This window comes from Desulfonatronospira sp. (genome assembly GCA_003563255.1).
Taxonomy (GTDB): domain Bacteria; phylum Desulfobacterota; class Desulfovibrionia; order Desulfovibrionales; family Desulfonatronovibrionaceae; genus Desulfonatronospira.
In genome coordinates this window covers 1-11,813 of sequence record PWSL01000028.1, presented here as the reverse complement: position 1 = coordinate 11,813, position 11,813 = coordinate 1, and the positions used below count along the sequence as shown (strand labels likewise).

General features: G+C 53.0%; 9 protein-coding genes. 5 read left to right on the top strand and 4 right to left on the bottom strand.

All coding sequences use genetic code 11. From position 1 onward, the window contains the following. The first annotated feature begins 371 nt into the window (after positions 1 to 371). The 5 genes from tilS to QZP87_RS00860 all read left to right on the top strand — a co-directional run bounded on the left by tilS (position 372) and on the right by QZP87_RS00860 (position 7,884). The gene (tilS, locus tag QZP87_RS00880) at positions 372 to 1,403 is read left to right on the top strand and encodes a tRNA lysidine(34) synthetase TilS (RefSeq protein WP_291321039.1); all 1,032 of its coding nucleotides are present in this window, start codon (positions 372 to 374) and stop codon (positions 1,401 to 1,403) included. A 172-nt stretch (positions 1,404 to 1,575) separates the two neighbouring features. After that, positions 1,576 to 2,100: a hypothetical protein gene (locus QZP87_RS00875; protein WP_291321038.1), complete on the top strand. Its 525-nt coding sequence runs from the start codon at positions 1,576 to 1,578 to the stop codon at positions 2,098 to 2,100. A gap of 31 nt (positions 2,101 to 2,131) precedes the next feature. Further along, positions 2,132 to 3,025, top strand: a complete 894-nt coding sequence (locus tag QZP87_RS00870; RefSeq protein WP_291321037.1) for a PfkB family carbohydrate kinase — start codon at positions 2,132 to 2,134, stop codon at positions 3,023 to 3,025. Positions 3,026 to 3,356: 331 nt separating this feature from the next. Continuing rightward, positions 3,357 to 5,516, top strand: a complete 2,160-nt coding sequence (locus QZP87_RS00865) for an HAD-IIB family hydrolase (RefSeq protein ID WP_291321036.1) — start codon at positions 3,357 to 3,359, stop codon at positions 5,514 to 5,516. Next, a complete protein-coding gene (locus tag QZP87_RS00860; RefSeq protein ID WP_291321035.1) occupies positions 5,503 to 7,884 on the top strand; it encodes a sucrose synthase in 2,382 nt (793 codons plus the stop codon). Before QZP87_RS00865 ends, QZP87_RS00860 begins: the two co-directional genes overlap by 14 nt. A 32-nt stretch (positions 7,885 to 7,916) precedes the next feature. Here QZP87_RS00860 and lgt read toward each other — a convergent pair whose 3' ends face one another. The 4 genes from lgt to QZP87_RS00840 all read right to left on the bottom strand — a co-directional run bounded on the left by lgt (position 7,917) and on the right by QZP87_RS00840 (position 11,530). Then, positions 7,917 to 8,708, bottom strand: a complete 792-nt coding sequence (gene lgt, locus QZP87_RS00855; protein ID WP_291321034.1) for a prolipoprotein diacylglyceryl transferase — start codon at positions 8,706 to 8,708, stop codon at positions 7,917 to 7,919. 32 nt (positions 8,709 to 8,740) lie between these two features. Beyond that, positions 8,741 to 9,568, bottom strand: coding sequence for a metal ABC transporter permease (locus QZP87_RS00850; RefSeq protein WP_291321033.1), 828 nt, complete (start codon positions 9,566 to 9,568; stop codon positions 8,741 to 8,743). A 4-nt stretch (positions 9,569 to 9,572) separates the two neighbouring features. Beyond that, complete coding sequence (locus tag QZP87_RS00845) at positions 9,573 to 10,331, bottom strand: metal ABC transporter ATP-binding protein (protein WP_291321032.1); 759 nt, start codon at positions 10,329 to 10,331, stop codon at positions 9,573 to 9,575. A gap of 155 nt (positions 10,332 to 10,486) precedes the next feature. Beyond that, positions 10,487 to 11,530, bottom strand: coding sequence for a zinc ABC transporter substrate-binding protein (locus QZP87_RS00840; protein WP_291321031.1), 1,044 nt, complete (start codon positions 11,528 to 11,530; stop codon positions 10,487 to 10,489). Positions 11,531 to 11,813 lie beyond the last annotated feature (283 nt).

Sequence of the window (11,813 nt, the reverse complement as noted above, 5' to 3'; positions counted from 1 at the left end):
TAGCCCACAGATCACACAGATTGACACAGATAAAAGAGATTGAAGAAGCATGTTTTTTCCTTGCGGGAATAAGAACCCGCAAGGAAAAGGCATCAGCCGCTTGCGCGGCGGGGGAGCACCTGAGCTTAGTGTCCAAAAATGAAACAGTCCCAGTGCCAAGTACTGAACCCCTGTCATGGCTCAAATTTTTCTTGTTTTTTGTGACAGGGTTTCAGGAGTAAGCCACTAATGTACAGACGCGATATTTTGTGAAGCTGCATAATCATTACTTAGCGGGGACAGTCCCCTGGCCTTGTGCCATAGACCGGAGAGTGATTATGTTTTGCTGTAATGTTAACAATTAACTGATAATATTTTGCTCTCAAGTTAATATGCTCTATAGATTATTGCAGGAACTGCCGGCAAAGTGGGCTCATTTCTGCCTGCAGGTGTCTTCTTTTGTACACCGGGAGGCCGAGGTAAGTCTGGAAGGCAAGAAGGTCCTGACAGCATTCTCAGGGGGACCGGATTCTGCGGCCCTTTTGCGGGTTATGCATTTCCTGGGTCCCGGCCTGAATATGAAAGTGGCAGCAGCCTACCTGGATCACGGCCTGCGCCGGGAGGTGTTCCAGGACATAGCCCTGGTGCAGAATACCTGTACCGAACTGGGTATGGACTTTTACCTGGGCAGAAGCAATGCAGGCAAGCTGGCCCAAAAGCGAGGGAGAGGTCTGGAAGAAACCGCCCGCAGGTTACGCTACAGATATCTGGGTGGTCTTGCAGCAAGGATCGGAGCGGATTATATTCTGACCGGGCATCATCTGAACGATCTGGCTGAAGATCTCCTCATGCGGCTTCAAAGGGGTGCAGGGTGGCCGGGACTGGCAGGAATGAGGGCCTATGTGCCGGAAAGACGGATATTAAGGCCTTTTCTGCTGACCCCCAAAAAAAACATTTTGGATTTTCTGGAGGCCATAGGCCAGGATTATGTGCTGGACGCCACAAACAGAGATCCGGTTTTCCTGCGCAACAGGATCAGAATGTCCATGGTTCCGGAGTTTGAATCCATAAACCCTGATTTTCTAAGCTCCGTAGCCGGCATATGGAGGCTGGGCAGGGTTGATGCAGATTACTGGGAGCACACCCTGGCCGACGCTGATAAAACCAGCCGCCAGGGAACGCTGCTTTCCGGCAAAACTTTGGCAGGAATGCACAAGGCAGTCAGGTTAAGGTGGTACAAAAAGACTCTGGAGAATCTGGGACCGGGCCAGGCACTGGTACAGAATATTTTTAAGCTTGATGAGCTGTGGAAAAAGAAAAAAACCGGTTCCAGGGTGCAGTTTCCTGGAAACAAGGAAGGGGTGATCAGCAGGGAGGGTATAGAATTCGGGCTGGTTTTAAGCGCAGGAGGGCAGAGGAGGTAAGGCTCAGGATTAAGACATTGATATGGACCTTGCCCGTAACCCATAAAAAATCAACTTTACGGATTCAGGTGATATTAGTGCGCAGAGAGCCAGTCCCCCTCCGGACCTTAAGCCTACGTGCTTGAGGCCATGCGACATGCAAAGTGCAAAACAGATACAAAGGGATAAGAATATGGATTTACAGCTGGCACAGGAAAAGGATGCAGTACTGGGGCAGGATTTTTTAACCTGGCTTTGGTTTAAAAGCGAAGCACAGAACCACGTTTTCAAAACCAGTGAGGACGAGGATTTCGCCATTTATATCGGACAGAGGATAGTGGTGGAGGGTGGTGTCGGCGAAAGTCTTGAAAAGGCGGTGTGTACCGGCATGATGTCCAGGCTTCAGGAGGCCAAGCAGGGACTTCGAAGCGGCAAAAAGGTGGTCCAGGCCAAAGTCACAATGGAAGAGGACAGCAACTCCTGGAGCATGCAGCTGGATGCTTCCATGTTTTCTTTTAATGGACTCAAAACGCCCAAAATGGATACCCAGGCCCAGGACGGAGATGACCCGGACGGGATTTTTCTGGAGAAAATGTACCTGCTGGAGAGGGCCATGTATTTTACTGATGAGTTGTACAGGGAATTTCTCGGCCTTCGCCTGTCCCCGGAATGGATCCAGGAGTGCAGACGCATCAGGGAGTGGATGCAGCAGGATTAAGCACTGAAGGAGCAACCAGGTGGAGCAGAAAGTGAATTATGACAGAATTCAGGTATTTGGTGAGGTCCTTTTTGATATCTTTCCGGACCAGTCCAGGGTAATAGGCGGAGCACCCTTTAATGTTGCACGCCATCTGCGGGGAATGAGTCTGGATCCCTTTTTTGTCAGCAGAGTGGGCAACGACGATGCCGGGCAGGAAGTCCGGCTGCAGATGCAGGAATGGGGCATGGATACTGGTGGACTGCAGGTGGATCCAGAAAAACCAACCGGCAGGGTGCTGGTGAAGTTCCACGACAATGAACCCAGCTACGAGATCAAAGAAGACGCGGCATTCGATCGCATAGAAGCCGTGGATTCACTGGAGGCTCTGCAGGTGGGCAGAACTCTGTTTTATCACGGTACCCTGGCGGCCAGAAGTCCCAGATCCTCCAGGACACTTTACTCCCTGGCGAAAAAAAGCCTGCAGACGGTATTCTGCGACATCAATCTGAGGGATCCGTGGTGGAGCCCGGAGCTTATCAGGGATATCCTGACCTGGTGTAACTACCTGAAGGTCAACCTGGAGGAGTTGGACAGGGTGGCCGGGATTCTGGGGTTCCGGGAAGAGGGTGTTGAAAACATGGGCAGAGCGGTTCAGGAACGCTGCCGGCTGCAAGGACTGGTGCTGACTATGGGCAGCCGGGGGGCCATGTTTTTCCCCAGTGAGGGCCGGCCTCTTTTTGCCGCCGCTCCTGAAGTGCACGGGTTTAAGGACTCGGTAGGAGCCGGAGACTCATTCAGCGCAGTATTTATGCTGGGCCTCTGCAGAAACTGGTCCTGGGAGCGGATTATGCATTCAGCTGTACAAACAGCGGCAAGGCTATGCACTATCCAGGGGGCGGTGCCGGATGACAGGGGATTTTACAGCAGGCTGGTGGATTATTAGGCGCTTAGTGGATATTTCAAACAAACATGTTGGTCTTAATAATCGGTTCCTGGTTCTGGTTCCTGGTTCTTCGTTCCTGGTTCCTGGTTCTTCGTTCCTGGTTACCTCTCGTTCCCAGGCTCCAGCCTGGTAACGATTAGTTCTTGCGGCACCAGCCAAAGTGAGTGCTGGATTATTGGTGGACGCGGAGCGTCCGGAAGATGTTCCCACGCAGAGCGTGGAAACAATAAACAGATAAAATATGTGCTACAGTCCCAATGGGGATAAGAGCACTGCATTATTTTGGGTTGCGGGCACAGTCCGCGCTGGTGGTTAAAACCCGGAGGAATATATGAAGAATATAAGACGCCGCAAAGAAGGTCTTTACCTGGTGCACCTCAGCATTCACGGCCTGGTGCGGGGGGCGGACATGGAACTGGGCCGTGATTCGGACACGGGCGGTCAGGTCAAGTATGTAGTGGAACTGGCCAGGGCCCTGGGCAAAAACCCCAGAGTGGCCAGGGTGGACCTGCTTACCAGGAAGGTCCTGGATTCCAAGGTGGACAGCAGTTACGGCAAAAACATCGAAAAGCTGGGGGACAAGGCCAATATCGTGCGCATAGAGTTCGGCCCCAAGAGGTACCTGCGCAAGGAGGTGCTCTGGCCCTACCTGGATGAGTTCACGGACAAAGCCCTGCAGTACTTCAGGCGGGTGGGCATGGTGCCGGATATAATCCACGGGCATTATGCCGATGCCGGCCTGGCCGGGTCGAAACTGGCCCAGCATCTGGGGGTGCCCCTGATCTTCACCGGACATTCTCTGGGCCGAATTAAAATGGAGCGCCTGCTGGAACATGGCCGAAACGAGGCTACCATAGAATCCAGGTACAACATGTCCACCAGGATCGAGGCGGAAGAAGTGTCCCTGGGCAACGCTTCCCTGGTAATCACCAGTACAGCGCAGGAGCGCGATGAGCAGTACAGGGAGTATGAAAACTATCATCCCAGGAGGATGAGGATTATTCCTCCAGGAATAGACCTGGATCGTTTTTATCCATACAAATCGGATCAAAAAAAACCGGATATAGCCTTTGAGCTGGACAGGTTTCTGCAGAAGCCAAACAAGCCGATGATTCTGGCTCTTTCCCGGCCGGACGAGCGCAAAAATATCACCACGCTGGTGGAGGCCTTCGGAGAAAGTCCTGAACTGCGCGAGTCTGCAAACCTGGTAATAATTGCCGGCAACCGGGAAGATATAAACAAAATGGATAAAGGAACCAGAAGAGTGCTGACCAGGATTTTGATGCTGGTGGACAAACATGATCTTTACGGTCAGGCAGCATACCCCAAAAAGCATGCAGCAGACGACGTTCCGGAGCTGTACCGATACGCTGTGAGAAGACAGGGGGTGTTTGTCAATCCAGCTATGACCGAGCCTTTCGGGTTGACGCTCATTGAAGCAGGTGCTACCGGACTGCCCCTGGTGGCCACCGATGATGGAGGGCCCAGGGAAATCATCGGTAAATGCGCCAACGGCGTGCTTATCGATCCCCTGGATAAAGAGGCCATGGTCAAGGCTCTTTTGTCCCTGATAAACGATAAAGAAAACTGGAAAGCCCATTCCAGGGCCGGCATACTAGGGGTCAAAAAATATTTTTCCTGGCATGCCCATACAAAGACCTATATGCGCGAGATCCAGAAGCTGCGTCCCCGCAGAAAGGATGAAGAGCCCAAACTGCCCATTATCAAGAGCAAGCTTCCTGTGGCGGAAAAAGTCCTGATTACGGACATAGACAACACCCTGCTGGGAGACAGGAATGGGGTCAGAGAGCTTCTGGAGGTCATGAGCAGGATGCAGGAAGAACTGGTTTTCGGGGTGGCCACGGGCAGAAGCCTGGAAAGCACACTGAATATCCTGGCCAGGGAAAACGTGCCGGTTCCGGATATACTCATTACCTCAGTAGGCAGCGAAATATACTACGGGCCGAATATACTTAAAGACCATGCCTGGAGCAGACATATCGCCTATCGCTGGAATCCGGGGGCCATTGCAGAGGTCATGAAGGAGGTGCCGGGAGTGGAAATGCAGGTCCAGGAAAACCAGAGGGAGTTCAAACTGAGCTATAATTATACCCCCGGAAAATATCCCGGGGCTCGACACGTGCGCAAGCTTCTGCGCCAGCACGACCTGCATGCCAAGATGATCCATTCGCATAATCAGTTCCTGGATTTTCTGCCGGTCAGGGCCTCCAAGGGACTGGCCGTCAGATATCTGTGCATGAAATGGGGTGTGGATATGAAAAAGGTCCTGGTGGCAGGGGACTCGGGCAATGACCGGGAGATGCTTTTGGGCAGCATGCTGGCTGTGATTGTGGGCAATTACAGCCAGGAACTGAGAAAACTGCCTGTAACGGCAAACATCTATTTTGCCAATGATCACTTTGCCAGAGGAATAATCGAAGGAATGCAGCATTTCGGATTTCTGGAGGAAAAAGAGAATGATAGATATTGAGGAACTGGACGGGCTTGAACCTGAACTTAGAAAGACTGTTTACCTCTTTTTGAGGGACATGACAAAACAAGAAAAGCCGTTTCTTTTACGTTCCGAACTGCAGAACATGCTGACAGAGTTTTTTGAAGACGAAGAACAGGGCAGACATGAATCCGCCCTGATCTTTGAAGTCTTCAGGTATACCCAGGTGGCCACAATACGAAGTCCCTGGGTTTATATGGCGGTGCGCCCGGAAATAGCCAAGTGGCAGTACTTCCGTTTTCACGTGGAAGACGTACTTTTTGATGAAATCGGTGTCAGCGACTACCTTAAGTTCGAGGAAATGCAGGTCAACCACAGCACCCAGGTAGACGACTTTCTCCTGGAAATAGATCTGGAGCCTTTTAACCGGGATTTTCCAAAGCTGAATGAATACTCCTACATCGGAAAAGGGGTGGATTTTCTTAACCGCCACCTGTCGGGGCAGTTTTTTCAGGACAAGAATCGGGGATATGAAAAACTCTTTGAGTTTCTGCGTCTGCACCAGATTGAGGGCAGGAAGCTGATGGTTAATGGTCACATTGAAACCATTTCCGGACTACGTTCCGCCCTGCGCAAGGCATTGAGTTTTTTGAAAAAACAGGATTATTCACAGGAATGGGCCGGGATCGCCAGGCATATGCAGACACTGGGATTTCAGCCGGGCTGGGGCAAGGATGTGGAGCGGGTCCGGGAAAATCTTGAGCTGCTGCGCGAGATACTCGAGGCTCCAACTCCCAATATCCTGGCCTCGTTTTTAAGCCGTATACCCATGATATTCAAGCTGGTGATAGTCTCGCCTCACGGATATTTCGGGCAGTCCAACGTGCTGGGCAGGCCGGATACCGGGGGGCAGATAGTGTATATTCTGGACCAGGTACGCGCCCTGGAAAAGGAAATGCGCAGGCAGATAAAGGAGCAGGGGCTGGAGATCGAGCCGGAGATTGTTGTTTTGACCCGTCAGATTCCCGAGGCCGGGGATACCACCTGCAATCAGCGCCAGGAAGATATAGTAGGCACCAGCAACGCCAGGATCCTGCGGGTACCTTTCCGCTATCCCAGCGGCGAGATCGTGCCCCACTGGATCTCCAGATTTCATGTCTGGCCCTTCCTGGAGCGATTCGCCCTGGATTCAACCCAGGAGGTGCACAGTGAGCTCAAGGGCCGTCCGGACCTGATCATTGGAAACTATTCCGACGGCAACCTGGTGGCATCCCTCATGTCCAAAAAGATGAATATCACCCAGTGCAACATCGCCCATGCCCTGGAAAAGTCCAAGTATCTCTTTTCTTCGCAGTACTGGAAGGACAACGAGGTCCAGTACAGGTTTTCCAGTCAGTTCACTGCTGATCTTATCGCCATGAACACCGCGGACTTCATTATTACCAGCACCTACCAGGAAATTGCAGGCACCGAGGAGAGCGTCGGCCAGTACGAAACCTACAATGCCTTTACCATGCCGGATCTTTACCGGGTGGTCAGCGGTATCGACGTGTTTGACCCCAAGTTCAACGTAGTTTCCCCGGGCGCGGATGAAAACGTGTATTTTCCGTATTATGAAAAGGATCGTCGCCTCATGGAGCTGCACGATGAGCTGAGCGATTATATCTACGGCCCTCCCGGGGACCGGGCCAGGGGAGAACTGCCGGACCGGTCAAAGCCCATTCTGTTCACCATGGCCCGACTGGACAGGATAAAAAACATCACCAGTCTGGTACGCTGGTACGGGGAAAGCCCTGAACTGAGGCAGGAAGCCAACCTGGTGCTGGTTGCCGGCAGCCTGGATATAAGGGATTCTCAGGACGAGGAGGAAAAGGCGTGTATTCAGGAGATGCACAGGCTTTTTGAAGAGTTTGACCTGCATGAACAGGTGCGCTGGCTGGGCATACGCCTGGACAAGAACATGAGCGGAGAGCTGTACCGTTTTATTGCCGATTCCAGAGGGGTTTTTGTGCAGCCGGCGCTTTTCGAGGCCTTTGGACTGACTGTTGTGGAGGCCATGAATTCGGGGCTTCCTACCTTTGCCACCATTTTCGGAGGACCTCTGGAAATAATTGAGGACGGCAAAAGCGGGTTTCACATTGATCCCACCCACGGGGACGAGGCTGCAGGGCTCATGGCGGACTTTTTTTCCCGGTGCCGGGCTGATGCAGACTACTGGGAAACCATTTCATACAACAGTATAAACCGGGTGGAAGAGAAATACAACTGGAGGCTCTATGCCCAGAGACTTTTGTCTTTTTCCCGGATTTACGGCTTCTGGAAATACGTATCCAACCTGGAGCGGGATGAGACCAGGCGTTACCTGGACATGTTCTATTCTCTGAAAATGCGCAGTCTGTCTCATTAAGGCCGGATCAAGACAATTAAAATACAGGGAAACTACTTGGTTTCAGCCCTGGATCCGTAAGCCAGGTAAAGAAGCACGGCCCCCAAAATTATCATGGGAGTGGATAAAATCTGGCCCATGGTCATCCAGTCCAGGAGGACAAAGCCCAGGTGGGCGTCGGGCTCCCGGAAAAATTCCACAAAAAAGCGCATAATCCCGTATCCCAGACAGAACAGCCCGGATACGGCCATGGCGGGTCTGGGACGCGAGGAGAATATCCACAGGATTATGAAGAGCAGAAGTCCTTCCAGCAGGGCCTGGTAGATCTGGGAAGGGTGCCTGGGGACCATATCCGAGCCGGGAAAAACCATGGCCCAGGGCACATCCGTGGGGCGTCCCCAGAGTTCGGCGTTGATAAAGTTGCCGATACGCCCGCACATTACCCCCAAAGCCCCCATAGGGGCTACGAAATCAGTGACTGTGAAAAACCCTCTGCCTGTTTTGCGGGCATACCAGTACATGGCTATGATCCCGCCGATGAGTCCGCCATGAAAAGACATCCCGCCCTGCCAGATCATGATCGCGGTCCAGGGCTGGGAAATGAATCCGGAAAAATCGTAAAAAAGCATGTAGCCGAGTCTGGCCCCGAGGATTATGCCCAGGGCTCCAAAGACCACCATGTCCGGCAGTTCTTTGACGTCCCAGCCTGAGCCGGGCTTTTTCGCCCGGTGGCGGGCCAGGAGCCAGGCCAGGGTGAATCCGGCCAGGTACATGAGTCCGTACCAGCGGATTTCCAGGGGGCCGATGGCTATGGCTACAGGGTCAAAGTTGGGATGTTGCAGCATGATTTATGATTGTGGGGTTCATGGTTTTGGTGTCAGATCTTTTTCTCTGCTTTGTTTTTAATACTCCTTCCAGGCAGCAGGCCGGATATGATGAAGGCTGCTGCGGCCACCAGAACTACTGTGGCACCGGTGGTCAGATCCAGGTAGTAGGCAAGCCAGATCCCGGTCTGGGTAAAGATGACGCTGATGATAACCGCAAGAAGCATCATCTGCTTGAGAGAACTGGAGTATTTCTCGGCAATATAAGAGGGAATGGTTAAAAGGGCAATAACCAGGATAAGCCCCACCACCTGGATGGTCATGACCACGGTCATGGCCACCATGACCAGGAGCAGAAAATAAAGCGCGGTAACCGGCACTCCCACGGCCCTGGCGAATTCTTCGTCGTGGGACATGGCCAGAAAGTCCTTGTAGAATATCAGTACCAGGACTGTGATGGCCAGGCTGAGGCCTGCCATGGTCCACAGGGCGCTTACGGGGACCATGAGTATGCTGCCGAAGAGATAGCTCATGAGATCCACCCTGTATCCCGGAGTCAGATCCAGCAGGATTATGCCCGTGGACATGCCCACGGCCCAGATGACGCCTATGACCGTGTCCGCCCGGTGCTTGCGGCTGTGGCTCACCAGGCCCATGGTCAAAGCAGAGATAAGTGCAGCAAGTCCTGCGCCCAGGGAAGGGGGGAATCCGGCAAAGAAGGCCAGTCCGATGCCGCCGTATGAAGCGTGGGCAATGCCCCCGGAAATGAACACCAGCCTGTTGACCACCACCATGGCCCCGATGATGCCGCAGGCAATGCTCACCAGAAAGCCCGCGGCCAGGGCATTGCGCATAAAATCGTACTGCAGGATTTCCAGCATGATCTCAGTGGTGCCTCAGGACCCTGTGGGGGACGTCGCCGTGAGTGATTAGTTCCACCGGGCAGTGGTATACCTTTTCCAGCATTTCCTGGCTGATTTCTGCTGCATCGTGGTAGTAAAGACTGCGGTTTACGCAGGCCACGGCCTTGACGTGACTGGAAAGTACCGAAAGGTCGTGACTTATGACCAGGATGGTGGTTCCCCGGTCATTCAGTTCTTTGAGAAGATCGTAAAACCTGGTGTGAAAGGCCTGGTCCACAGCAGCGGTGGGTTCGTCCAGGAAAAGTATCTGCGGCCTGGCCACCAGGGCCCGGGCGATGAGCACCCTCTGTCTCTGCCCGCCGGAGAGGCTGCCTATGTTGCGTCCGGCAAAGTCCTGCATGCCGACCTGCTCCAGGGCCTGGCGGGCCAGATCTGAGTCCTGGTCAGTAAAGCGTCTCCAGCGGCCCAGGTGTCCCAGACGCCCCACAAGGACTGTTTCGTGCACAGTGATGGGAAATTTGTCTGCGCCGCTCTGGCTCTGGGGAACGTAACCCACGAGGTGGGGCAGGGCACCGGGGGGTTTTCCCAGTACACGGATAATTCCCCGGGATGGCTGCAGGATGCCCAGCAGGATGCGCATAAGAGTGGTCTTGCCTCCGCCGTTGGGACCCAGTACTGCCAGGAATTCTGCCTGTTTTACCTGCATGTTCACGTCTTCCAGGACCGGGTGGTGGTTGTAGGCAAAGCTAAGACCCTGAATTTCTATGGCGTTTTCATTCATCTGTCATATGTGCGGGCCGGATTAACCGGCCTGGATGTTTTTATGTACAAGTATCCGGCATGTCCGGGAACAGCCGTTCAGGGGACATAACTGGCCATATCTGGATGTTATCCCCTGAACGGCAACCCGGGCAGGAAGCATTTGCTGCCTGATTATCAGTGCTCCATGGCCTTTCTGAATTTTTCGGCCACGGTGAGCATGTTTTCTTTCCAGTTCTCTGCCAGGGGGTCAATGGAAACAGTCTCTCCGTTTATGGAGTCGGCTATGGTTTCAGCGCTTCGTCTGGAAAACTGCGGAGATACGAATACGACTTTTATGCCTTCATCCCTGGCTGTGTCAATAAGCTCCTTTAAATCAGCAGATCTGGGCTCGCGCCCCTCCACTTCCACAGGAACCTGGACAAGGCCGTAGGCCCGGGCGAAGTAGCCCCAGGCCGGATGAAAGACCATGAATTTGCTGCCGGGCGGGACATCACTGAAGACAGACTTGATTTCCTGGTCCAGCTCAAGAAGTTCACGAATAAAGGCAAGGTAATTATCCCTGAACTCAGCCTCTGCCCCGGGCATGGCCCGGGACAGGGCCCGGTAGACGTTGTCCGCGATTATCATGGCCAGATCCGGTGAGAGCCACACGTGCGGGTCCAGGCCATCATGTCCGTTGTGATCATGATGGTGATCATGCCCATGCCCATGATCATGGTTGTTGTGCCCATGGTTGTGATTATGACCGTGATCATGATCATGCCCGTTGTCGTGATCATGCCCGTGGTCATGCTCATGATCATGTCCGTGGTCATGGTCGTGATCGCAGTCCTGCAGCATGGAGATTTTCTGAATGCCCCGGTCCAGGCGGACTATTTCCAGGTCCGGGTGTGTGGATTTGATCCTGGGCAAAAGAGCATTTTCATATTCAACTCCTATGGCCATGTACAGGTCTGCCCGGCCGAGTTTCCTGATCTGGGAGGGCCTGGGCTCAAAAGTGTGCGGACTGGCCCCTGGCGGGAGGAGTACGGTGGTATCGGTCAACTCCCCCCCGATCCTGTCCACAAAGTATTTTTGCGGGGCAATGCTGACCATGATATCCAGGCTGTCCTTGTCCGAGGCCGGGGCCATTGCCGGCCAGAGCAGTAAGAGAAGCACTGCGGTGAATAAAGACCAGGCTGACAGCCCGGCTTTTTCGGGTGATTTTTTTTCAGGCATAAAGGTTCCTCCTTGTCTGTGGGTTGTATTTTCTGAATTTTCTGAAAATTGATATACTATTATCATCTTTATATGGTCAAGTAAATATTGCAGTATCTGTTTAGCGCGATTAAGGAAAGCAGGGGACAGGCACCCCCGCACTTATTTTTCTAACGCGGGCTTTGCCCGCAACCCAGATAAGATAAGAGTTTTTAGCCCACAGATCACACAGATTGACACAGATAAAAGAGATTGAAGAAGCATGTTTTTTCCTTGCGGGAATAAGAACCCGCAAGGAAAAGGC

What these genes read in the sequence shown, in the direction of transcription:
- tilS (WP_291321039.1), top strand. Translation starts at nt 372, where the DNA reads ATGCTCTATAGATTATTGCAGGAACTGCCGGCAAAGTGGGCTCATTTC.
- QZP87_RS00840 (WP_291321031.1), bottom strand. Translation starts at nt 11,530, where the DNA reads ATGCCTGAAAAAAAATCACCCGAAAAAGCCGGGCTGTCAGCCTGGTCT.
- QZP87_RS00865 (WP_291321036.1), top strand. Translation starts at nt 3,357, where the DNA reads ATGAAGAATATAAGACGCCGCAAAGAAGGTCTTTACCTGGTGCACCTC.
- lgt (WP_291321034.1), bottom strand. Translation starts at nt 8,708, where the DNA reads ATGCTGCAACATCCCAACTTTGACCCTGTAGCCATAGCCATCGGCCCC.
- QZP87_RS00860 (WP_291321035.1), top strand. Translation starts at nt 5,503, where the DNA reads ATGATAGATATTGAGGAACTGGACGGGCTTGAACCTGAACTTAGAAAG.
- QZP87_RS00875 (WP_291321038.1), top strand. Translation starts at nt 1,576, where the DNA reads ATGGATTTACAGCTGGCACAGGAAAAGGATGCAGTACTGGGGCAGGAT.
- QZP87_RS00850 (WP_291321033.1), bottom strand. Translation starts at nt 9,568, where the DNA reads ATGCTGGAAATCCTGCAGTACGATTTTATGCGCAATGCCCTGGCCGCG.
- QZP87_RS00845 (WP_291321032.1), bottom strand. Translation starts at nt 10,331, where the DNA reads ATGAATGAAAACGCCATAGAAATTCAGGGTCTTAGCTTTGCCTACAAC.